The organism is Pseudomonas sp. MF4836 (assembly GCF_002018875.1).
Lineage (GTDB): Bacteria > Pseudomonadota > Gammaproteobacteria > Pseudomonadales > Pseudomonadaceae > Aquipseudomonas.
The window spans coordinates 283844-305829 of record NZ_MVOL01000006.1 but is presented as its reverse complement, the minus strand read 5'-3'; the positions used below and the strand labels follow the sequence as shown (position 1 = coordinate 305829).

The following is a 21986-nucleotide window of genomic DNA, read 5'->3' as shown; positions in this document are numbered from 1 at the left end:
CATGAGCACAAAAGTCTGGCTGGTAGGTGCCGGCCCCGGCGACCCCGAATTGCTGACCCTCAAGGCCGTCCGCGCCCTGGGCGAAGCCGAGGTGGTACTGATCGACGACCTGGTCAACCACGCGCTACTGGAGCACTGCCCCCGAGCACGGGTTGTCCATGTCGGCAAGCGCGGTGGCTGTCGCTCCACACCTCAGGACTTCATTCACCGCCTGATGCTGCGCTACAGCCGCCAGGGCAAATGCGTGGTGCGCCTCAAGGGTGGCGACCCGTGCATTTTCGGACGCGGCGGCGAAGAGGCGCAGTGGCTCAGGGCACGCGGCGTGGAAGTGGAATTGGTCAATGGCATCACCGCCGGCCTTGCCGGGGCGACGCGCTGCGATATCCCTCTGACCCTGCGCGGCGTCGCCCGTGGCGTCACGCTGGTGACGGCCCATACCCAGGATGGCAGCAGCCTGAATTGGCAAGCCCTGGCGCAAAGTGGCACGACGCTGGTGATCTATATGGGGGTGGCGAAACTCGCGGACATTCGTGAGCAACTGCTCAAAGGGGGGCTTGCTGCAACGACACCGGTGGCAATGATTGAAAACGCCTCGCTGCCAGAACAGCGGGAATGCCGCTGCACCCTGGAGGCAATGCACGACGCGGCACTGCATTTCCAGCTACAGAGCCCGGCAATCCTGGTGATAGGCAAGGTTGCAGCCGCTGCAAGCATCGAGGACGCGCCCGACAGCCTGCTTGTCCAGCTTGCGTAGCGCCTGGCGAATGGCTGGCGGCGCAAGGGACCGGGGCTCAAATCGCGGACAAAGAAAAACCCGGCCTAGGCCGGGTTTTTCTGAGCTACAGAGCTAATTACTTAGCTTGTGCTTCTACCGACGCTTCTACGCGACGGTTAACAGCGCGGCCAGCTTCAGTTGCGTTGTCAGCAACTGGGCGGGACTCACCGTAACCAACGGATTGAACGCGGTTCGACTCAACACCGTACTGGTTGGTCAGAACTTGCTTAACAGCGTTTGCACGACGCTCAGACAGTTTCTGGTTGTAAGCGTCAGGACCGACGGAGTCAGTGTGACCTTCAACAACGGTGGTGGTTTGTGGGTACTGCTTCATGAAGTCAGCGAGGTTTTTGATGTCGCCGTAGCTGTTGGTTTTAACCACAGCCTTGTCGAAGTCAAACTTCACGTCCAGCTCAACACGAACAACTTCAGCAACCGGAGCTTCTGGCTCTGGCTCAGCTACTGGAGCTGGTGCTGGAGCAGGTGCTGGAGCAACTTTGCCGCCGCTGCCACCGAAGTTCACGCCCAGACCAACGGTAGGAGCGTAGTCCCACTTGCCGTTGTCCAGTTTGTAGTCGGCTTCAACGCCGGCACGTGCAAACAGGTTGTCGGTGAAGTAGTACTTAACACCAGCGCCAGCAGTCAGGAAAGTCGACTGATCGCGACCGTTGTGGCCGTCGACCTCAACGTTGGTCATGCTCTTGTGAGCAACACCGCCGGAAACGTATGGACGCAGAGCGTCACCCACGGTACCAAAGTGGTACTGAGCGTTCAGGCCGAAGTTGTCGCCCTTGATTTTCTGGTTACCAGTGCCGTCGTTAGAACGGGTGTGGTTGGTCTTGTCGTAGGTAGCGTTCAACGACAGGTCGTCGGTCAGGAAGTAACCGATCGATGCGCCTGGGTTGAAGCCGTCTTCAACGTGATTAACGCTGTCGTTGTACTGTTTTTTGTAAAACAGTTCACCCTCGACCGCGCCTTGGCCTTGCGCCAGAACGCCGAACGAAGTCACGGCAACAATAGAACCAATGGCAATGCCCAAGGTGTTTTTCAGTTTCATCCGTTAAATCCCCATCTGGTGATTGTAAAGCAGTCCCACATACCGGGGGACAACTCGGCGGTAAGTCTATCAGAACTCACCTAGACGTAAGAGATATTTGCGCCGAACTAAGTTTCAGCAATGCCTGCAAATTTCTCACGCAATTTATCAAGAGCTCGTTTGTACCGCATTTTTGTAGCACTCAAACCCATATGCATGATATCCGCGATCTCCTGAAACTCCAGTTCTGCGACAAATCGTAGCACCAGAATTTCTCGGTCAATCGGATTCACATGCACCAACCAGCGGTCAAGTCCGGCCTTTTCCTCAGGTTTCGGCGCCTTCTCTTCAGACGCCTCCTCGAGGGGGTCAAGACTCAAAGCGTCCATCAATCGACGCTTTCTCCGCTCCTTTCGATACTGTGTGATGCACTCGTTGTACGTAATGCTATATAGCCATGTCTTGAACTTTGATTTGCCCTCGAAGTTCTTCAGGCCATACAGCACCTTCAGCATCACCTCCTGACAGACATCGTCCGCGTCGCGATCGTTCCCTAAATAACGTGCACAGACATTAAATAAGGTTCGCTGGTAGCGCCGCATCAACTCTTCATAGGCGCGCGTTACGTGAAACAGCTCCGCATGCGAACGCGCAACCAACTCCTCATCGGAGAGCTCGCGGGGATCGTAGCGCATGGATAACGATTGGGCTTTATTCAAAACGAGTCGGGCCGACAGTCAGGTCAATGTCCGCCGCATCCCGGACAGGGCATTTTGCGGCGGCATACATTAGCAGGGTTTGCCGGGTTAGCGGCTACTTACGTGCTGCTCCAACAGGATCCGATTGGAAAGAGAGACTAGCTCACCCTCCTCGGTCAGCAGTGTAGTTTTAACCGTGCCGATCTCTTCGATCTGACCTTCGACCTCGCCCACGCGTACTTGTTGCCCAACCTGATACAGCTCACGCACGTAGATTCCCGCAAGAATCTGCCCGGCAATTTCCCGGCTTCCCAATCCCATGGCCAAGGCAACTGCCAGACCAACGGTAATCAATACAATCACGATCACATGGTTGAGCAGGTCGGTTTTGACCTCCAACTGGCTGATCGCGACCGAAATACTGATGATAATTACCAGGCCCTGGGCAATCCGCCCCAAGCCGCTGGCGTAATCCAGACCCACACCTTCTGCAGCACCGCGCACCAGGCCGTTGGCCAGTTGCGCCAGTAAAACCCCCACCAGCAGTACCAGCGCAGCACCAAAGACCTTGGGCAAATACAGCGCCAGCATGTCGAGCGTAGCTGAAACTCGCTCAAGGCCAAGGGATTCGGCAGCAGAAACCAGGAATATCAACAACACAAACCAATACACGATCTTGCCGATCAAGGTCGAGATCGGCACCTGCAACCCGGCGCGGGACAGCAGCTTGGTCAAGCCGGTGCCGCCCATCAGGCGATCCAGGCCCAGCTTGGCCAGTAATTTGGAGAGCAGCGTGTCCAGCAACTTGGCCACGACAAAACCCAGCAACAGCACCACCAGGGCGCCGAACAGGTTAGGAATGAAATTCGCTACCTTGGTCCACAACGCAGTCATCGCGGTGACGAGGCTCTGAGTCCAGAGATCAAGTTCCATATTCAATCAGCCTTATCAGCAGTGCGAGCAGTAGGTTTACGACGGGACACCGGCGCGACGTGGGCCGATCCGTTATTCAAGGCGATCATCAACGCTGGCAGCCAACGGCCCAGCAGGCTGAACAGATCACCGGCACCGACCTGGCGGTTGGCGGTTTTCAGTACGCGGCCCAGGCAAGCGTCGTCGTCACGGCTGGACGGCGTCGCTTTCAGCATGTCACGCAAAGACTGTTCAAACGGATCGTGCATACGCACCTCTCGTGATGTCTGTGAAAGACGCGATCAAATTTCTTCGGGTCACATGACTCATTCGTCAGACCCAGCGCAAACGTCGGAATAACCACCACTGGCCCAGCGCCACGCTGGCCAACAGCAGGCACGCCACGAGGAAGCCATAGGGGCTGGCGGAAAGCGGAATACCGCCGACGTTGATGCCCAGCAAGCCGGTAAGAAAACTCATCGGCAGGAAAATCCCGGTGATGATCCCGAAGCGGTACATGGTGCGATTCATGCGCACGCTCAAGCGCCGGTCTTCGGCCTCCAGCACAAGCCCCACGCGCTCCCGGGTCAATTCCAGCTCTTCCAGGTAACGGGTCAGACTGTTGTTCAATTCGTTCCAGTAGTCGCCGTCGTCATTGGCAAACCAGGGCAATTTGATGCGGCTGAGCTGGCCGAAAATATCCCGCTGCGGCGCGAGAAAACGCTTGAGCCCGGCCGCTCGCCGACGGATCTGCAAAATGCTGCCATGCTCCGGCGTATACCGTTCGTCGGCATCCAGTTTTTCTTCTTCGCCATCGACCACTTCAGAGAGGTCGCTGACCAGATCCTGAACCTTGTGGGTCAGGTATTGCGCCATATAAAGGATGAGCTCCGAGGCGGTTTTCGGGCCCTTGCCATCGGCCAGTTGCACCAGCAACTCGTCAGTGGCTCGCAGCGGACGCAAACGCAGGGAAATCACCCGCTGGGCCGAGGCGAAGATGCGCACCGAGACCATGTCTTCCGGCTCGGCCCCGGGATTGAGGTTGATACCGCGCAAAAACAGCAGCAACTCGGAGTCCGGCAATGCCAGCAGGCGCGGCCGGGTGTTCTCCTCGAGCAGCAGGTCACAGCTGAACTCGCTCAGGCCGCTGGAGCGGCGCAGCCAGGTCTGAGTCTGTGGATGACTGCGATCCCAGTGCAGCCAAAGGCTTTCATGGGGCTGCAGTTGCAACTCGTCGAGCTCAGTCCGGGCAATCGAACGCGCACCGCCTTTACCATCCAGAATCAGGGCATGTACCAGGCCCCATTGCGCGTTTTCTTCCTCGAACATCCTCATCCCTTGCTAGGTCGACTGGTTATTCAGGCATTTTCAGCGGGCTGGGCGAAACGATCACACCATTATTGTCGGCATAGATATATTCACCCGGGCGGAATGTCACGCCGGCAAAGGTCACGGCCACATTGAGATCGCCAATGCCGCGCTTGTCGGTCTTCATCGGATGGCTGGCCAGCGCCTGGACGCCGAGGTCGGTCTGCGCAATGACGTCGACATCGCGAATGCAGCCGTAGATCACCAGGCCTTCCCAACCGTTTTTCGCCGCTTTCTCGGCCAGCATGTCGCCCAACAGGGCACGACGCAGCGAACCGCCGCCGTCGACCACCAGTACTTTGCCATCGCCCTTGAGATCGACCTGCTCTTTGACCAGCGAGTTGTCTTCGAAGCATTTGATGGTCACGATTTCGCCGCCGAATGAATCTCGGCCACCAAAATTGCTGAACATCGGTTCAACCACCTGCACCAGGTCCGGATAGGCGTCGCACAGGTCGGGAGTGAGGTAATGATTCATCGAGAAACTCCTGTAACAGAAAGACCACGATTGAAGATGCCGCAAACCCGGGCACTGTATTAATGAAACGAGCCCAGACCGCGCAGGTTTAATGCTGCGGTGGGAATCATGCGACATCAGGCTCGGCCATCAGTGGCCGACGCCCGAAGCAAACAACACGAACACAATTCCCACTTCGTAACTGAATATGACCAAAACAGCTCAATGCGTCATATCTTAGCCGCAACCCAGGCTGAGCGAAATGCTCTTGTCAGCGCCCCGGCATCAAACCACGGCGGCCAGATCAGGTGCCGGCGTCAGCAGCGGTGTCTGCTGGTCGGTCAACCAGCGGGCAACCAACGGCCAGACTTCAACCTGCGCAGCTTTGCTCACCAGCATTTCGACATGCCCGAAATTACCGCTGAAACCCTGCTCGCGCCCCAGGCAGACAAATTGTTTGTGCTCGGAACCTAGCTGCTCATAAAGCTTGCGACAGGCCCAGGTCGGGTCCTGATGATCGCCCGCAGCGCTGACGGCCAGCACCGGCATCTGGACCTCGGCCAGGCCGGCCCACCAATCCTTGTCCCTGTCGCCGAAACGTCCGAACAGGCCGTACCAGCGCATGCTTTCCAACGCCAGGCCGATCGGCTCGTCTTCCGGACCACGCTTGAGCCGCGACCCCGAGAGCTGGGCAAAACGCTTGAGAACAAAACGACCGCCCCACTCCACCGGTGGAATCTTCAATGGCCAGTACGTGCGGCTGACCTGGCTGCCAAAAAAGGCCGCCGAGGCCACTGCCGGCTCGCCCAGGTACTGTCCGCCCAAGGCCGCGGCCAGGGTAATACCCCCCAGGGAATGGCCGATCCAGTGCGGGACCTGCCCACTCTGCTCGCGCACGAAGGCGCCAATGGCCGGCAGGTCGTAACGCGCATAGTCGGCGACACGATTCTTGCGATAGCCAGCGTTGCGTTGCGACAGGCCATGGCCACGCATCTCAGGGATCCACACATCAAAACCGGCACGGGCCAGGTATGCGCCCAGCCCCAGGCCCTTGGGGGAAAACCAGAAGCGGCGGTTGGAAAAACTGCCGTGAAGCAAGATCACCGGAACACCACGAGCCTCAGGCTCATCAGCCAGGCCCAAACGGGTAACGGCGATCTCCACCGTGCTGTCCGGGCTGTTGCCCGGCTTCAGGCGGTACACGTCTTCACTCAGGTCGCCTCGACGTTCAGCACTGATCAAGGCGACGGGAAATAGGTTGCTGCTGCTTTGCATAATGCTCTTGCACAAAAAAGGGCGGCATCCAGATGGAGCCCGCCCTACTTGAATCTCAAAGGCCCGGCCGACACGTGGCCGGCCGGGCCTTCATTCACCGATCAGACCGCAGCCTGACCTTCAGCCAGGAAGAACCAGGTTTCCAGTACGGAGTCGGGGTTCAGCGAGACGCTCTCGATACCCTGCTCCATCAGCCATTTGGCCAGGTCTGGGTGGTCCGAAGGGCCCTGGCCGCAGATGCCGATGTACTTGCCGGCCTTGTTGCAGGCGGCAATGGCGTTGGCCAGCAGCTTCTTGACCGCCGGATTACGCTCATCGAACAAGTGCGCGATGATCCCGGAGTCACGGTCCAGGCCCAGGGTCAGCTGGGTCAGGTCGTTGGAGCCGATGGAGAAACCGTCGAAGAATTCGAGGAACTCTTCCGCCAGGATCGCGTTGGAAGGCAGCTCGCACATCATGATGATGCGCAGGCCGTTCTCGCCCCGCTTCAGGCCATTTTCAGCCAGCAGGTCGATCACTTGGCTGGCTTCGCCCAGGGTACGGACAAACGGCACCATGATCTCGACGTTGGTCAGGCCCATCTCGTTGCGCACGCGCTTGAGGGCACGGCACTCGAGCTCGAAGCAGTCACGGAAGGATTCGCTGATGTAGCGCGAGGCACCACGGAAGCCCAGCATCGGGTTTTCTTCTTCCGGCTCGTACAGCTTGCCGCCGATCAGGTTGGCGTATTCGTTGGACTTGAAGTCCGACAGGCGCACGATGACCTTTTTCGGCGTGAACGCAGCGGCCAGGGTGCTGATGCCTTCCACCAGCTTCTCGACGTAAAAGCCGACTGGGTCGTCATAGCCAGCGATGCGTTTGTCGACGCTGTCCTTGATTTCCTGCGGCAGGCCGGCGTAGTTCAGCAGCGCCTTGGGGTGCACGCCGATCATACGGTTGATGATGAACTCCAGCCGGGCCAGGCCGACACCGGCGTTGGGCAACTGGGCGAAGTCGAAGGCGCGATCCGGGTTGCCGACGTTCATCATGATTTTGAATGGCAGGTCAGGCATGGCATCGACCGAGTTCTTCTTGACGTCGAAGCCCAGCTCGCCTTCAAAGATGTAGCCGGTGTCGCCTTCGGCGCAGGATACGGTGACGCCCTGGCCTTCCTTCAGCAGTTGGGTGGCGTTGCCGCAACCAACGACCGCCGGGATCCCCAACTCGCGAGCGATGATCGCCGCGTGGCAGGTACGGCCGCCACGGTTGGTGACGATGGCGCTGGCGCGCTTCATCACCGGCTCCCAGTCCGGGTCGGTCATGTCGGACACCAGGACGTCGCCGGGCTGGACTTTGTCCATCTCGGAAACGTCTTTGATGATCCGCACCTTGCCGGCACCGATGCGCTGGCCGATGGCACGGCCTTCCACCAGCACAGTGCCGGTTTCCTTGAGCAGGTAACGCTCCATGACGTTGGCCTGGGTGCGGCTTTTCACGGTTTCAGGACGGGCCTGAACGATGTACAGCTTGCCGTCGTCGCCATCTTTGGCCCATTCGATGTCCATCGGGCACTTGTAGTGCTTCTCGATGATCATCGCCTGCTTGGCCAGCTCGCTGACCTCCGCATCGCTGAGGCAGAAACGGGCGCGTTCGGCCTTGTCGACATCGACGGTTTTCACCGAACGGCCGGCCTTGGCTTCGTCGCCGTAGATCATCTTGATGGCCTTGCTGCCCAGGTTGCGGCGCAGGATGGCCGGGCGACCGGCTTCAAGGGTGTTTTTGTGGACGTAGAATTCGTCGGGGTTGACCGCACCCTGGACCACGGTTTCGCCCAGGCCGTAGGCGCCGGTGATAAACACCACGTCACGGAAGCCCGACTCGGTGTCGAGGGTGAACATCACGCCGGCAGTGCCGGTTTCCGAACGCACCATGCGCTGCACGCCGGCAGACAGGGCGACCAGTTTGTGGTCGAAGCCCTGGTGCACGCGGTAGGAAATGGCGCGGTCGTTGAACAACGAGGCAAACACTTCCTTGGCGGCGCGAATCACGTTCTCGACGCCACGGATGTTGAGGAAGGTTTCCTGCTGGCCGGCGAAGGAGGCGTCCGGCAAGTCTTCGGCCGTCGCAGAGGAGCGTACGGCTACGGCAATATCGGGGTTGCCGGCCGACAGCGCGGCGAAGGCGGTGCGGATCTCGGCGTTAAGTTTCTCGGGGAATTCGGCTTCCATGATCCATTGACGGATCTGTGCGCCGGTCTTGGCCAGGGCGTTGACATCATCGACGTCCAGGGCATCGAGTGCCGCATGGATCTGGTCGTTGAGACCGCTGAGTTCAAGAAAATCACGGTAGGCCTGAGCCGTCGTGGCGAAGCCGCCGGGGACCGATACACCGGCGCCCGCGAGGTTGCTGATCATCTCGCCCAGGGATGCGTTCTTGCCCCCCACATGCTCTACATCATGGACGCCGAGCTTATCGAGGGAAACTACGTACTCTACCAAGGTGATCTCTCCACTAACTGTGTTGGAAAAGCTCAGAAGCCGGCTGCTCGAAGGAGCAATTGCCCGCTATATGGCCTGGACCTGGAAAATAAGTGAGAATGCGGGCCATTCCAGGCCGGCAAATCGCGCCTATCATATCCAAGATTCGTCACTAGCTTAAGGCCCAAGGTGCAAATGAAACGATCTGCTTTCTTTATTTCCGACGGCACCGGCATTACGGCCGAAACCCTCGGCCAAAGCCTGTTGGCGCAGTTCGAAAACATCACCTTCAGCAAATTCACGCGGCCGTACATCGACAGCGTGGAAAAAGCGCGGGCCATGGTACAACAAATCAACATCGCCGCCGAAAAGGACGGATTTCGCCCGATCATCTTCGACACCATCGTCAATCAGGACATTCGTGAGATCCTCGCGACCTCCAATGGTTTCATGATCGATATTTTCTCGACCTTCCTCGCCCCACTGGAGCAGGAGTTGAGCGAGCACTCGTCGTACTCGGTCGGCAAGTCCCATTCCATTGGCCACAACTCCAATTACATGGAGCGCATCGAGGCGGTGAACTTCGCCCTCGACAACGACGACGGCGCCCGCACCCACTACTACGACAAGGCCGACCTGATCCTGGTGGGCGTTTCGCGCTGCGGCAAAACCCCGACTTGCCTGTACATGGCCATGCAATTCGGCATTCGCGCGGCCAACTACCCGCTGACCGAGGACGACATGGAGCGCCTGCAACTGCCAAACGCGCTGCGCGCGCACCAGCACAAGCTGTTCGGCCTGACCATCGACCCCGACCGCCTGACCGCGATCCGCAACGAGCGCAAACCCAACAGCCGCTATTCAAGCTACGCCCAGTGCGAGTTCGAGGTGCGCGAGGTGGAAAACCTGTTCCGTCGCGAAAACATCCCCCACATCAACTCCACGCATTTTTCGGTGGAGGAGATCTCGGCAAAAATCCTCGTCGAAAAAGGCGTGGAACGCCGCTTCAAGTAAGCCCCTCCCCCGTGGCGAAGGCGTTTGCGCCTTAGCCACGGCGATTTACCAGGCGCTCGCCCCGTCGCCCTGCCCCAGCGCCCGGGCCAAGGCGCCAAACCCCGCCACCAACAACCGATCATCGTCCGAGGTGTTGCAGACGCTGGCGCGAATGTATTGCGGCACGGCCGCCTGCCCCACGGCAAACGCTTCGGCGGTGGCGATCAGGTAGTGGTTGCGCTTGAGTTCAGCCTCGATTTCCGAGGCGCGCCATGGCTCGGGGACCTTGATCCAGAAATGCGGACTACCGGGTGGACTGCGCCACTCCAGCCCCGCCAACAGGCCTTCGACCAAGGCCTTGCGCCGGCGGATTTCAGCGATCTGCTGTTGCCGCAAGGCCTCGCCCACCGGGCTTTCGATCCAGGCACAAGCCAGCTCAAGGGTCAACGGCGTGGCCATCCAGCAGGTCGCGCGAACCGCCGCCGCCAAACGGTCCACCAGCGCCACCGGCGCATGCACGAACCCTACCCGCAACCCGGCCGCCAGCGCCTTGCTCAGGCTGCCAATCAACACCGTGCGCTCGGGGGCGAAATGACTCAGGGGCGCCGGGCGCTGGTCCATCAGCACCGCATGGGCCTCATCTTCGATCAGCAGCAGATTGTGCTGGCGACCCAGTTCGGCGATGGCCTGGCGCCGGGCTGGCGACTGCACCGCGGTGGTCGGGTTCTGCAAGCTCGGGGTGCAATACAGAGCCACCACCCGATGGTTGCGGCAGGCCTCATCCAGGGCCTGCGGGAGCAGGCCCTGCGCGTCCATCTCCAGGCCGATCAGCTTGATCCCGAGCATGCGCGCGGTGCTGATCAGGCCAGGGTAGGTCAATTGTTCGGTGACCAGAGTGTCCCCGGGCTTGAGCAGTGCCATCAACGTAATGTGCAGCCCGTGCTGGGCGCCATTGACGCAAATGACCTGCTCGGCCTGCGCAGTGAAATCCTCCTGCGACAGCCAGCGCGCGCCCGCTGCTCGGTGACGCGCCAGGCCGGCCTCGGCGCTGTAGCGGCTGAGGTCATGCAAAGTCGCAAGGTCCTGGGCCAAGGCGTGCAGCCCCTGCGCCATGAGAGCAATTTCCGGCCCGGGGATATGGGTGTTGCGGCTCATGTCGAAGCTGGCCGGCGGTTCATCGCTGACGTTGCGAAAGCCCGCATCACGCTGGCGCTCCATGCCCTGCTGGCGCACGTAGGTGCCATCGCCGACCCGCGCCACCACCCGCCCCAGACGCTCCAACTCGCCGTAGGCGCGGCTGATGGTGCCAATGGTCACTCCCAGGCTGTCCGCCAGCAGGCGATGGGGCGGCAATTTGCTGCCCGGGGCAATGGCCCCCTGGGCAATGCCGTCATCTATAGCGCCGGCCAGGCGTTGGTACTTGGGGCCGACCTCCGACTCGAGTGCGGATCGGATCATTGACACCATGTCAATACTTACTTTGACAGCCATCATTTTCCCTAATAGCGTGCTTTACAGGTTCAATTACCGGAACAGACCCGCTCAATATAGAGGTCAATTCCGCTTCATGAAAGGAATCCCAGGTTGACTACCTCAACAGCCATACACAGCAACACCCGAGTCTCGAAGCCCTGGCTGGCCGGTCTGATCACCAGCGTGCTGTTTCTGATCGTCTGCCTGAGCTGGGGCACCACCTGGCTCGGCATCAAGATCGCCGTGGAAAGTGTGCCGCCCCTGACCGCCGCCGGCCTGCGGTTTCTGATCGCCTTTCCGCTGTTTCTCGGCTTCGCCCTGGTACGCCGCGAGCCGATCCTGTTTCCCCGCTCCAAGCGCTGGTTCTTCGTGTTCGTCACCCTGTGCTATTTCAGCCTGCCCTACTACCTGCTGAACTACGGCGAGATGCACGTTTCTTCCGGGCTCACGGCCTTGCTGTTCAGTTGCATGCCGGTGTTTATCCTGATTTTTTCCGCGATCTTCCTGCGGGAGAAAATCTACACCTCGCAGGTGGTCGGGATCGCCATCGGCTTTGCCAGCCTGTACATGATCATCCGCAGTCAGGGCCTGCACCTGGACCACGCCGAGCTGTTTGGCGTGGTGGCGATTCTTACCGCCGCAGTGCTGCACGCCTTGTGCTACGTCATCACCAAGCAGCAAGGCAGCGCCATCAGCGTTATCACCTACAACACCCTGCCGATCGGCATTGCCGGGCTGATGCTGTTTGTGATCGGGCTGTGTGTCGAGAGCCCGAGTTTCGGCGCGATCAGCCCGCGCTCCTGGGGCGCGCTGCTGTACCTGGGGCTGGTGGCATCGGTGGGCGGTTTTATCGTGTATTTCCTGCTGCTCAAGCGCCTGAGCCCGATCATTCTGTCGTTCGTGTTTATCATCTTCCCGGTGTTCGCGGTGATGATCGGCGCCTGGTACGAAGGGCAAAGCCTGTCGCGGGAATTGCTGATGTACTCGGCGGTGTTATTGACCGGGTTTGCCATCACCAAATTGCCGGTGGAGAAGTGGTTGTTTAAGGCCAAAGCGCCTCTGTAGCCACCGCCAAGAGGCTCGGGCCGCGTTCGGACGCTGGCCATCTTCAACGCCGTGGGTACACCAGACACGCCACGGCGTTAGGTCGGGCCAGCGCAGCCTCGCAGGCTAGGCATCAACTACAGGGTGGATGGGCGCAGGTCAGATCACGAACAGGTCGACGAAGCGCTGCACCGGTGTGGCTTCGAGCTGTGCCTGGTCCTTGCACAGGGCGAAGATCTGCGCCGAGCGCTGAGCGGTGAAGCGGGTGGCGAGGTTGACCTTGAACTTGTCCTCCAGCAGCGGGATGCCTTCGGCGCGGCGCCGACGATGGCCGATCGGGTATTCCACCACCACCTGCTCGGTGCTGGAACCGTCCCTGAAAAACACCTGCAAGGCATTGGCAATCGAGCGCTTGTCGGCCTCCAGGTATTCGCGGGTGTAGCGCGGCTCTTCGACCACCTGCATTTTCTCGCGCAACTGATCGATGATCGGGTGCGCGGCGTGGAATTCATCTTCGTACTGCTCGGCCACCAGGTTGCCAAACGCCAAAGGTACGGCGGTCATGTACTGGATGCAGTGGTCGCGATCCGCGGCATTGGCCAGCGGCCCGACCTTGGAAATGATGCGGATGGCCGATTCGTGGGTGGTGATCACAATGCGCTCGATCTCGTGCAGGCGATTGCGCACCAGCGGGTGCAGGGTCACCGCCGCCTCACAGGCGGTCTGGGCATGGAACTCGGCCGGGAAGCTTATTTTGAACAGCACGTTTTCCATCACATAGCTGGCGTATTTCTGCGACAGGCTGAACCGGCGCTGGCCCTCGGGCTTGAGCGCCAGGTCCTTGTTGGTATGGCTGAACAGCACGTCATAGAACCCCCACTGCGGCGCGCTCAGCACCCCGGGAATCCCCATCTCGCCACGCAGGGCGATATCTGCCAGGCGCACGCCACGGCTGGAAGCATCCCCCGCAGCCCAGGATTTGCGCGAACCGGCATTCGGCGCATGGCGGTAAGTGCGCAGTGCCTGGCCGTCGACGAAGGCGTGGGACAACGCCGCCAGCAACTGCTCGCGATTGGCACCCATCAACTTGGCACTCACCGCAGTGGAGGCCACTTTGACCAGCAGCACATGGTCCAGACCCACCCGGTTGAAGGAGTTTTCCAAAGCGATCACGCCCTGGATTTCATGAGCCATGATCATCGCCTCCAGCACCGCCCGCACGGTCAGTGGCGCCTCGCCATTGGCCACGCGCTTTTGCGACAGGTGATCGGCCACGGCGAGGATGCCACCGAGGTTGTCCGACGGGTGCCCCCACTCCGCTGCCAGCCAGGTGTCGTTGTAGTCGAGCCAGCGCACGATGCAGCCGATGTCCCAGGCCGCCTTGACCGGGTCCAGGCGATAACTGGTGCCCGGCACCCGTGCGCCGAAGGGCACCACGGTGCCTTCGACGATCGGCCCCAGGTGCTTGGTGCACTCCGGAAAACGCAGGGCCAGCAGGCCGCAGCCCAAGGTGTCCATCAGGCAATTGCGGGCGGTGTCGAGGGCTTCGGGCGAGTCGACGCGGTAGGTCAGGACGTAGTCGGCAATGTCCTGCAGGACCTGGTCGTAGTCGGGACGGTTGTTGAGGTCAACGTTGGCGCTCATGAGCGATTCACTCCAGTTACAGGGTCGAATGTAGGGTCGATTCCTCAGGCACAGGTCAGGTCAATAACGGCATCGCAGGTCTGCGCCTGCTCAGCTACTCGATAACAACATCACTATCAGCAATCGTGGCGAGGGAGCTTGCTCCCGCTGGGTGGCGTAGCCGCCCGTAAGGCGGCCCATGCGTTGCAGCAGGTAAATCGCGTGCTCAGGTTTTACGACCGCTGCGCGGCCGAGCGGGAGCAAGCTCCCTCGCCACGGCAAGCTTCCCCCATCCAAACTCCTCTGCTCTTAGAAACTGTCGCCCGGCACCCGCACCCAGCCTTCCATCAGCACCCGGGCGCTGCGGCTCATGATGGCCTTGACCACCGTCCACTCGCCATTGGCCTGGCTGGCTTCGGCGCCGACCCGCAGGGTGCCCGAGGGGTGGCCGAAACGCACCGCGCTGCGCGCACCGCCACCGGCCGCGAGATTGACCAGGGTGCCGGGGATCGCTGCCGCCGTGCCAATGGCCACTGCCGCAGTGCCCATCATCGCGTGGTGCAGCTTGCCCATGGACAACGCCCGCACGAGCAGGTCGACATCACCGACTTTGACCGCCTTGCCGCTGGACGCGGTGTAGTCGGCCGGCGGCGCGACAAAGGCCACCTTGGGTGTGTGCTGGCGCGTAGCGGCTTGATCCAGGTGCTGGATCAGCCCCATGCGCAGGGCGCCGTGGGCGCGGATGGTCTCGAACATCGCCAGCGCCTTGGGATCGCCGTTGATCTGGCCCTGCAGTTCGGTGCCCTGGTAACCCAGGTCTTGCGCATTGATAAAGATGGTCGGGATCCCGGCGTTGATCATGGTCGCCTTGAACGTGCCGACACCCGGCACTTCGAGGTCGTCAACCAGGTTGCCGGTGGGGAACATCGAACCGCCCGCGCCCTCTTCCTCGGCCGCCGGGTCCATGAACTCCAATTGCACTTCGGCGGCGGGAAAGGTCACGCCGTCGAGTTCAAAATCACCGGTTTCCTGTACCGCACCGTCGGTGATCGGCACGTGGGCGATGATGGTCTTGCCGATGTTGGCCTGCCAGATACGCACCACGGCCACGCCGTTTTGCGGCAGCCGGGCGGCGTCCACCAGCCCGCTGCTGATGGCGAAGGAACCGACCGCCGCCGACAGGTTGCCGCAGTTGCCGCTCCAGTCGACGAAGGGCTTGTCGATGGCGACCTGGCCAAACAGGTAATCGACGTCGTGATCGGCCTTGATGCTTTTCGACAGAATCACCGTCTTGCTGGTGCTGGAAGTCGCCGCGCCCATGCCGTCGATCTGCTTGTCGTACGGGTCGGGGCTGCCGATCACCCGCAGCAGCAACGCATCACGGGCCGCGCCGGGCAACTGCGCCGCTTCGGGCAGGTCCTGCAGGTTGAAGAACACACCTTTGCTGGTGCCGCCGCGCATGTAGGTGGCGGGAATCTTGATTTGCGGTACGAAAGCCATGGAAATCTGGTCCTGATAAGGCCGGGGGCGCGACCTTGCAGTCGGCCCCCCGGCGCGCCACTTAGGCCGTAGCCGATTCGAGGAAATCCTGGGCAAAGCGCTGCAACACGCCGCCCGCCTCATAGATCGATACTTCTTCTGCAGTGTCGAGGCGGCAGGTAACCGGAACTTCCAGTCGCTCGCCGTCACGCCGGTTGATCACCAGGGTCAGGGTCGCGCGCGGCGTGCGCTCGCCGATCACGTCGAAGGTCTCGGTGCCGTCGATGCCCAGGGTCTTGCGGTTGGTGCCCGGCAGGAACTCCAGCGGCAACACCCCCATACCCACCAGGTTGGTGCGGTGGATACGCTCGAAACCTTCGGCGGCAATCGCCTCGACCCCCGCCAGGCGCACGCCCTTGGCCGCCCAGTCGCGGGACGAACCCTGGCCGTAGTCGGCGCCGGCGATGATGATCAGCGGCTGCTTGCGCTGCATGTAGGTTTCAATGGCTTCCCACATCCGCGTGACCTGGCCTTCGGGCTCGATCCGCGCCAGGGAACCCTGCTTGACCTTGCCGTTTTCCTGGACCATTTCATTGAACAGTTTGGGGTTGGCAAAGGTCGCGCGCTGGGCGGTCAGGTGGTCGCCACGGTGGGTGGCGTAGGAGTTGAAGTCCTCTTCCGGCAGGCCCATTTTCGCCAGGTACTCGCCAGCGGCGCTGTCGAGCATGATGGCGTTAGAGGGCGACAGGTGGTCGGTGGTGATGTTGTCCGGCAGCACCGCCAACGGGCGCATGCCGCTCAGGCTGCGCGCGCCGGCCAGGGCCCCTTCCCAATACGGCGGGCGCCGAATGTAAGTGCTCATCTCGCGCCAGTCGTACAGCGGCTCGACCTTGGGCCCGGTGTCTTCGTGGATGGCGAACATCGGGATGTACACCTGGCGGAACTGCTCCGGCTTGACCGAGGCCTTGACCACCGCGTCGATCTCTTCATCGCTGGGCCAGATGTCCTTGAGCCGCACTTCGTTGCCCTGGGTGTCCAGGCCCAGCACGTCCTTCTCGATATCGAAACGGATGGTGCCGGCAATCGCATAGGCCACCACCAGCGGCGGCGAGGCGAGGAATGCCTGCTTGGCGTACGGGTGGATACGCCCGTCGAAGTTGCGGTTGCCCGAGAGCACTGCCGTGGCATACAGGTCGCGGTCGATGATCTCTTGCTGGATCACCGGGTCCAGGGCCCCGGACATGCCGTTGCAGGTGGTGCAGGCAAAGGCCACCACGCCGAATCCCAACTGCTCCAGTTCCTTGGTCAGGCCGGCTTCGTCCAGGTACAGGGCCACGGTTTTCGAGCCCGGCGCCAGGGACGACTTGACCCAGGGCTTGCGGGTCAGGCCCAGCTTGTTGGCGTTGCGCGCGATCAGGCCGGCGGCGATCACGTTGCGCGGGTTGCTGGTGTTGGTGCAACTGGTGATGGCGGCGATGATCACCGCGCCGTCGGGCATCTGCCCCGGCACGTCATCCCACTGGCCGGCAATGCCCTTGGCTGCCAGGTCGCTGGTGGCCACCCGTGCATGGGGGTTGCTGGGCCCGGCCATGTTGCGCACCACCGAAGACAGGTCGAACTGCAGGCCACGCTCGTAGCGCGCGGTCTTCAGGCTCTCGGCCCAGAGGCCGGTGTGCCTGGCGTAGCTTTCCACCAGTTGCACCTGCTGCTCTTCGCGGCCGGTGAGTTTCAGGTAGTCGATAGTTTGCTGGTCGATGTAGAACATCGCTGCAGTGGCGCCGTATTCCGGGGCCATGTTGGAGATGGTCGCGCGGTCGCCCAGGGTCAGGGCCGACGCACCTTCACCAAAGAATTCGAGCCAGGCGCCCACCACCTTCTGCTGCCGCAGGAACTCGGTCAGCGCCAGCACCATGTCGGTGGCGGTGATGCCTGGTTGCAGCTTGCCGGTCAGCTCGACGCCGATGATTTCCGGCAGGCGCATCCACGACGCTCGCCCAAGCATCACGCTCTCGGCTTCCAGGCCGCCAACGCCAATCGCGATCACCCCCAGGGCATCCACGTGAGGGGTATGGCTGTCGGTGCCGACGCAGGTATCAGGGAAGGCCACGCCATCGCGCACCTGGATCACCGGGGACATTTTCTCCAGGTTGATCTGGTGCATGATGCCGTTGCCCGGCGGGATCACGTCGACGTTCTTGAACGCCTTCTTGGTCCAGTTGATGAAGTGGAAACGGTCTTCGTTGCGCCGGTCTTCGATGGCGCGGTTCTTCTCGAACGCCTCGGGATCGAAGCCGCCGCGCTCGACCGCCAGGGAATGGTCGACGATCAACTGGGTCGGCACCACCGGGTTGACCAGCGCCGGGTCACCGCCCTGGTCGGCGATCGCGTCGCGCAGGCCGGCCAGGTCCACCAGCGCGGTCTGGCCGAGAATGTCGTGGCACACCACCCGCGCGGGGTACCAGGGGAAGTCGAGGTCGCTCTTGCGTTCGATCAGTTGGCGCAGCGAGGCGCTCAAGGTTGCCGGATCACAGCGGCGTACCAGGTTTTCCGCCAGCACCCGCGAGGTGTACGGCAGGCTGTCGTAGGCGCCGGGGGCGATCTGATCGACCGCCGCGCGGGTGTCGAAATAATCCAGGCGGCTGCCGGGCAGCGTTTTGCGAAATTCAGTGTTCATCGTCAGGACTCGGTCACGGTAGTTTCAAAGGAAGCGTGCGGCGCTGCATGGAATGGAAGCCTGTCCCCACGGGACTCCCGGCTCATTCAATATCAGCGCCGACACGCTGCCGGTCAGCGACGCTCGATTGGCACGAACTTGCGCTGTTCAACGCCGATGTATTCGGCGCTTGGACGGATGATGCGGTTGTTGGCCCGCTGCTCGAACACGTGGGCGGCCCAGCCGGTCAGGCGCGAGCAGACAAAGATCGGCGTGAACAGCTTGGTCGGGATGCCCATGAAGTGGTACGCCGAGGCATGGTAGAAGTCGGCGTTGGGGAACAGCTTCTTCTGCTCCCACATGGTCTTGTCGATGGCTTCGGAGACCGGGAACAGCACCTTGTCGCCTACTTCGTCGGCGAGCTTTTTCGACCAGCCCTTGATCACCTCGTTGCGTGGATCGTTGTCCTTATAGATCGCGTGACCGAAGCCCATGATCTTGTCCTTGCGCTCGAGCATGCCGAGGGTGCCCTCGACCGCGGCCTGTGGCGAACTGAAGCGTTCGATCATCTCCATCGCCGCTTCGTTGGCGCCGCCGTGCAGCGGGCCACGCAGCGAGCCGATGGCCGCGGTGACGCAGGAATACAGGTCGGACAGGGTCGAGGCGCAGACCCGGGCGGTAAAGGTCGAGGCGTTGAATTCGTGCTCGGCGTAGAGGATCAGCGACACGTTCATGACCTTGACGTGCAACTCGCTAGGCTTCTTGCCATGCAGCAGGTGCAGGAAGTGGCCGCCGATGGAGGGCTCGTCACTCACGCAATCGATGCGTTTTGCATCGTGGCTGAAGCGGTACCAGTAGCACATGATCGCCGGGAATGCGGCCAGCAGGCGGTCGGTGACATCGTGCTGTGCGCTGAAGTCCTTCTCAGGCTCGATATTGCCCAGGAACGAGCAGCCGGTACGCATCACGTCCATCGGGTGGGCGTCGGCCGGGATCCGCTCCAGCACTTCCTTCAGCGCCTGGGGCAGGTCGCGCAGCTTGCCCAGCTTGGCCTGGTAATCCGCCAGTTGGGCCTTGGTGGGCAGTTCGCCGTACAGCAACAGGTAGGCCACTTCTTCGAACTGGGCATCCGCCGCCAGTTCACGCACGTCATAGCCGCGATAGGTCAGGCCGGCGCCCGCCTGGCCCACGGTGGATAGTGCGGTCTGCCCGGCAACCTGGCCACGCAGGCCCGCGCCACTCAATACTTTTGCTTCGGCCATTGCTCTCTCCAATCTTGAATTTGTTAGGGACTTGGCAACTTCATCAACGGTTTGTTCGTGGTTGGCTAATCAACCTTTCTTCTGTGCAAACAGCGCATCGAGTTTTTGCTCGAAGACGTGGTAGTCGATGCGGTCGTACAGCTCCATGCGGGTTTGCATGGTGTCGATCACGTTCTGCTGGGTGCCATCGCGACGGATCGCGGTGAAGACGTTTTCCGCCGCCTTGTTCATGGCGCGGAACGCCGACAGCGGGTACAGCACCAGAGACACGCCCACGGAGCCGAGCTGCTCGGTGGTGTAGAGCGGGGTCGCGCCGAATTCGGTGATATTGGCCAGGATCGGCGCCTTCACCCGATCGGCAAAAATCCGGTACATCTCGAGTTCGGTGATGGCTTCCGGAAACACCATGTCGGCGCCGGCTTCGATGCAGGCGGCGGCGCGATCCAGGGCCGATTCCAGGCCTTCGACCGCCAGGGCGTCGGTGCGCGCCATGATCACGAAGCTGTCATCGGTGCGCGCATCGACGGCGGCCTTGATGCGGTCGACCATTTCCTGCTGCGAGACAATTTCCTTGTTTGGGCGATGGCCGCAGCGCTTGGCGCCAACCTGGTCTTCGATATGGATCGCCGCCGCGCCGAACTTGACCATCGACTTGACGGTGCGCGCCACGTTGAACGCCGAGGAACCGAAGCCGGTGTCCACGTCCACCAGCAATGGCAGGTCGCAGACGTCGGTGATGCGGCGCACGTCGGTCAACACATCATCCAGGCCGGTGATGCCCAGGTCCGGCACGCCCAGGGAGCCGGCAGCCACCCCGCCACCCGATAGGTAGATGGCCTTGAAACCGGCGCGCTGGGCCAGCAGGGCGTGGTTGGCGTTGATGGTGCCGACCACTTGCAAGGGGTGCTCGCTGGCGACCGCCTCACGGAAACGCTGGCCTGGAGTGCTTTTGTTAGTGGAGCTCATGACTCACCTCTCTAGGGCGCGGACTCTGGAAAGTGACGCGCAATGTTGCGTTTGGAGGCGCCGATATGTCGGCGCATCAGTAACTCGGCCAATTCACCGTCGCGGTCGGCGATGGCATCGAGAATCCGGTGGTGCTCGGCGAACGCCTGGCGCGGCCGATTGGGCGTGGCGGAAAACTGGATGCGGTACATCCGCACCAGTTGATACAGCTCGCCACAGAGCATTTGCGTGAGGGTGCGGTTGCCGGCGCCCTGGATGATCCGATAGTGGAAGTCGAAATCCCCTTCCTGCTGGTAGTAGCCGACGCCGGCCTGGAAAGCCGCATCGCGCTCGTGGGTGTCGAGCACCCGGCGCAGCTCGTCGATTTCCTCGGTGGTCATGCGCTCCGCCGCCAGGCGGCAGGCCATGCCTTCCAGGGATTCACGGATTTCGTAGAGTTCGATCAGCTCGGCGTGGCTCAGGGACACCACACGCGCGCCGACGTGGGGCACCCGTACCAGCAGGCGCTGCCCTTCGAGGCGATGGATGGCTTCGCGCAACGGGCCGCGGCTGATGCCGTAGGTGCGCGCCAGCTCGGGTTCGGAGATCTTGCTGCCGGGGGCAATCTCGCCCTTGACGATCGCCGCCTGGATGCGCCGGAAAACGTTCTCGGACAAGGTCTCGGAATCGTCCTGAAGCAGAACCGGGGGATCGAGTTGATCCAGCATATTGTCGACACCTTTGAAATCAATGTGACAAAAACTAGCCAATTACCCCATTACAGTCAAAGGAAAAATAGACATTGTCGACAATCGTCTAATAACCCTTTGCACCAAAACAACTCAAATGGCCCGCCCCCGGCGCTGGCGCCATAAAACCAGCGTGCTAGAATGCCGCCCGCATTTGCCTGTCATCTTTATATGGCAGGCACACGAGGGAGTTTGCGCAGCAATGCCAGTCGCCTTGAACTGAAGAACCCATGCGACACATCAGGATTTATGAGACTCAAGGCCTTTTCCCTATTGCTCTGCCTCTTGTGCCTGCCCGGCGTGAGCGCTGCCGCCGAAAAGACCGTATACGGTCTCAATGAATACGCAAGGCTGGCCGGTATCGACCTGGAAGTCGCGGCCAAGCTCGACACCGGGGCCAAGACCGCCTCCCTCAGCGCCCGCGACATCAAACGCTTCAAGCGTAATGGCGAGTCCTGGGTGCGTTTCTACCTGGCCATCGATGCCGCCCATTCCCACCCGATCGAACGGCCGCTGGCCCGGGTCAGCAAGATCAAGCGCCGCGCCGGCGACATCGATCCCGAAGACGACAAGAAATACACCTCGCGCCCGGTCATTACCCTTGATGTGTGCATGGGCACGGCCCTGCGCAGCATAGAAGTGAACTTGACCGACCGCAGTGCATTCCAATACCCGCTGCTGATCGGCTCCGAAGCCCTGAAACGCTTCGACGCGCTGGTCGACCCCAGTCTTAAATACGCTGCTGGCAAACCCGCCTGCGCCATCGACGTTCAAACCGCAGAGTAATT

At 61.3% G+C, this 21986-nt stretch carries 19 protein-coding genes; 4 read left to right on the top strand and 15 right to left on the bottom strand.

Annotated features, from left to right (window positions below; translation table 11 throughout):
• Position 1 precedes the first annotated feature (1 nt).
• On the top strand, positions 2–754 hold the full coding sequence (cobA, locus tag MF4836_RS16540) for a uroporphyrinogen-III C-methyltransferase (protein ID WP_078471148.1): 753 nt from the start codon (positions 2–4) through the stop codon (positions 752–754).
• 97 nt (positions 755–851) lie between these two features.
• Here cobA and MF4836_RS16535 read toward each other — a convergent pair whose 3' ends face one another.
• From MF4836_RS16535 to ppsA, 8 genes are all read right to left on the bottom strand, one after another.
• Positions 852–1832: an OmpA family protein gene (locus MF4836_RS16535; RefSeq protein WP_078471147.1), complete on the bottom strand. Its 981-nt coding sequence runs from the start codon at positions 1830–1832 to the stop codon at positions 852–854.
• 107 nt (positions 1833–1939) lie between these two features.
• Positions 1940–2530 (bottom strand): RNA polymerase sigma factor SigX, encoded by a 591-nt coding sequence (gene sigX / locus MF4836_RS16530; protein ID WP_102047916.1) that lies wholly within the window; start codon positions 2528–2530, stop codon positions 1940–1942.
• A gap of 87 nt (positions 2531–2617) precedes the next feature.
• Positions 2618–3442: a mechanosensitive ion channel family protein gene (locus MF4836_RS16525; protein ID WP_016964357.1), complete on the bottom strand. Its 825-nt coding sequence runs from the start codon at positions 3440–3442 to the stop codon at positions 2618–2620.
• A gap of 2 nt (positions 3443–3444) precedes the next feature.
• Positions 3445–3690 (bottom strand): hypothetical protein, encoded by a 246-nt coding sequence (locus tag MF4836_RS16520; RefSeq protein ID WP_020300352.1) that lies wholly within the window; start codon positions 3688–3690, stop codon positions 3445–3447.
• A 64-nt stretch (positions 3691–3754) separates the two neighbouring features.
• Positions 3755–4750 (bottom strand): zinc transporter ZntB, encoded by a 996-nt coding sequence (locus tag MF4836_RS16515; protein WP_020300351.1) that lies wholly within the window; start codon positions 4748–4750, stop codon positions 3755–3757.
• A gap of 25 nt (positions 4751–4775) precedes the next feature.
• Positions 4776–5267, bottom strand: a complete 492-nt coding sequence (gene rraA, locus MF4836_RS16510) for a ribonuclease E activity regulator RraA (protein ID WP_078471146.1) — start codon at positions 5265–5267, stop codon at positions 4776–4778.
• 264 nt (positions 5268–5531) lie between these two features.
• Positions 5532–6521 carry an alpha/beta fold hydrolase gene (locus MF4836_RS16505; RefSeq protein WP_078471145.1) on the bottom strand — a complete coding sequence of 330 codons (990 nt, stop codon included), beginning with the start codon at positions 6519–6521 and terminating at the stop codon, positions 5532–5534.
• A gap of 101 nt (positions 6522–6622) precedes the next feature.
• Positions 6623–8998 carry a phosphoenolpyruvate synthase gene (ppsA, locus tag MF4836_RS16500; protein WP_020300348.1) on the bottom strand — a complete coding sequence of 792 codons (2376 nt, stop codon included), beginning with the start codon at positions 8996–8998 and terminating at the stop codon, positions 6623–6625.
• Between the two features lie 174 nt (positions 8999–9172).
• On the opposite strand from ppsA, the gene ppsR reads away from it, so the two are divergent.
• Positions 9173–9991 (top strand): posphoenolpyruvate synthetase regulatory kinase/phosphorylase PpsR, encoded by an 819-nt coding sequence (ppsR, locus tag MF4836_RS16495; protein WP_020300346.1) that lies wholly within the window; start codon positions 9173–9175, stop codon positions 9989–9991.
• A gap of 45 nt (positions 9992–10036) precedes the next feature.
• On the opposite strand, the gene MF4836_RS16490 is transcribed toward ppsR, so the two are convergent.
• Positions 10037–11461 carry an aminotransferase-like domain-containing protein gene (locus MF4836_RS16490; protein ID WP_078471278.1) on the bottom strand — a complete coding sequence of 475 codons (1425 nt, stop codon included), beginning with the start codon at positions 11459–11461 and terminating at the stop codon, positions 10037–10039.
• 144 nt (positions 11462–11605) lie between these two features.
• Here MF4836_RS16490 and MF4836_RS16485 point away from each other — a divergent pair, with 144 nt between their 5' ends.
• A complete protein-coding gene (locus tag MF4836_RS16485) occupies positions 11606–12508 on the top strand; it encodes a DMT family transporter (protein ID WP_161955748.1) in 903 nt (300 codons plus the stop codon).
• 138 nt (positions 12509–12646) lie between these two features.
• Here the strand turns inward: MF4836_RS16485 and prpD are convergent, their stop codons facing one another.
• The 6 genes from prpD to MF4836_RS16455 all read right to left on the bottom strand — a co-directional run bounded on the left by prpD (position 12647) and on the right by MF4836_RS16455 (position 21177).
• Complete coding sequence (gene prpD / locus MF4836_RS16480; RefSeq protein WP_078471143.1) at positions 12647–14131, bottom strand: 2-methylcitrate dehydratase; 1485 nt, start codon at positions 14129–14131, stop codon at positions 12647–12649.
• A 288-nt stretch (positions 14132–14419) separates the two neighbouring features.
• Entirely contained in the window at positions 14420–15610 is a 1191-nt protein-coding gene (gene prpF, locus MF4836_RS16475) for a 2-methylaconitate cis-trans isomerase PrpF (RefSeq protein WP_078471142.1), read from the bottom strand.
• Positions 15611–15671: 61 nt separating this feature from the next.
• A complete protein-coding gene (gene acnD / locus MF4836_RS16470) occupies positions 15672–18263 on the bottom strand; it encodes a Fe/S-dependent 2-methylisocitrate dehydratase AcnD (protein ID WP_078471141.1) in 2592 nt (863 codons plus the stop codon).
• Positions 18264–18376: 113 nt separating this feature from the next.
• Positions 18377–19504, bottom strand: coding sequence for a bifunctional 2-methylcitrate synthase/citrate synthase (gene prpC, locus MF4836_RS16465; RefSeq protein WP_078471140.1), 1128 nt, complete (start codon positions 19502–19504; stop codon positions 18377–18379).
• 69 nt (positions 19505–19573) lie between these two features.
• The gene (gene prpB / locus MF4836_RS16460) at positions 19574–20470 is read right to left on the bottom strand and encodes a methylisocitrate lyase (protein ID WP_078471139.1); all 897 of its coding nucleotides are present in this window, start codon (positions 20468–20470) and stop codon (positions 19574–19576) included.
• Between the two features lie 11 nt (positions 20471–20481).
• The gene (locus MF4836_RS16455; protein WP_078471138.1) at positions 20482–21177 is read right to left on the bottom strand and encodes a GntR family transcriptional regulator; all 696 of its coding nucleotides are present in this window, start codon (positions 21175–21177) and stop codon (positions 20482–20484) included.
• 270 nt (positions 21178–21447) lie between these two features.
• On the opposite strand from MF4836_RS16455, the gene rloA reads away from it, so the two are divergent.
• The gene (gene rloA / locus MF4836_RS16450; RefSeq protein ID WP_020300337.1) at positions 21448–21984 is read left to right on the top strand and encodes a retropepsin-like aspartic peptidase RloA; all 537 of its coding nucleotides are present in this window, start codon (positions 21448–21450) and stop codon (positions 21982–21984) included.
• The last annotated feature ends 2 nt before the right edge of the window (positions 21985–21986 follow it).

What these genes read in the sequence shown, in the direction of transcription:
- rloA (WP_020300337.1), top strand. Translation starts at nt 21,448, where the DNA reads ATGAGACTCAAGGCCTTTTCCCTATTGCTCTGCCTCTTGTGCCTGCCC.
- prpB (WP_078471139.1), bottom strand. Translation starts at nt 20,470, where the DNA reads ATGAGCTCCACTAACAAAAGCACTCCAGGCCAGCGTTTCCGTGAGGCG.
- MF4836_RS16535 (WP_078471147.1), bottom strand. Translation starts at nt 1,832, where the DNA reads ATGAAACTGAAAAACACCTTGGGCATTGCCATTGGTTCTATTGTTGCC.
- MF4836_RS16515 (WP_020300351.1), bottom strand. Translation starts at nt 4,750, where the DNA reads ATGTTCGAGGAAGAAAACGCGCAATGGGGCCTGGTACATGCCCTGATT.
- MF4836_RS16505 (WP_078471145.1), bottom strand. Translation starts at nt 6,521, where the DNA reads ATGCAAAGCAGCAGCAACCTATTTCCCGTCGCCTTGATCAGTGCTGAA.
- MF4836_RS16455 (WP_078471138.1), bottom strand. Translation starts at nt 21,177, where the DNA reads ATGCTGGATCAACTCGATCCCCCGGTTCTGCTTCAGGACGATTCCGAG.
- acnD (WP_078471141.1), bottom strand. Translation starts at nt 18,263, where the DNA reads ATGAACACTGAATTTCGCAAAACGCTGCCCGGCAGCCGCCTGGATTAT.
- cobA (WP_078471148.1), top strand. Translation starts at nt 2, where the DNA reads ATGAGCACAAAAGTCTGGCTGGTAGGTGCCGGCCCCGGCGACCCCGAA.
- MF4836_RS16520 (WP_020300352.1), bottom strand. Translation starts at nt 3,690, where the DNA reads ATGCACGATCCGTTTGAACAGTCTTTGCGTGACATGCTGAAAGCGACG.
- rraA (WP_078471146.1), bottom strand. Translation starts at nt 5,267, where the DNA reads ATGAATCATTACCTCACTCCCGACCTGTGCGACGCCTATCCGGACCTG.
- ppsR (WP_020300346.1), top strand. Translation starts at nt 9,173, where the DNA reads ATGAAACGATCTGCTTTCTTTATTTCCGACGGCACCGGCATTACGGCC.
- MF4836_RS16525 (WP_016964357.1), bottom strand. Translation starts at nt 3,442, where the DNA reads ATGGAACTTGATCTCTGGACTCAGAGCCTCGTCACCGCGATGACTGCG.
- MF4836_RS16490 (WP_078471278.1), bottom strand. Translation starts at nt 11,461, where the DNA reads ATGGCTGTCAAAGTAAGTATTGACATGGTGTCAATGATCCGATCCGCA.
- prpF (WP_078471142.1), bottom strand. Translation starts at nt 15,610, where the DNA reads ATGGCTTTCGTACCGCAAATCAAGATTCCCGCCACCTACATGCGCGGC.
- prpD (WP_078471143.1), bottom strand. Translation starts at nt 14,131, where the DNA reads ATGAGCGCCAACGTTGACCTCAACAACCGTCCCGACTACGACCAGGTC.
- prpC (WP_078471140.1), bottom strand. Translation starts at nt 19,504, where the DNA reads ATGGCCGAAGCAAAAGTATTGAGTGGCGCGGGCCTGCGTGGCCAGGTT.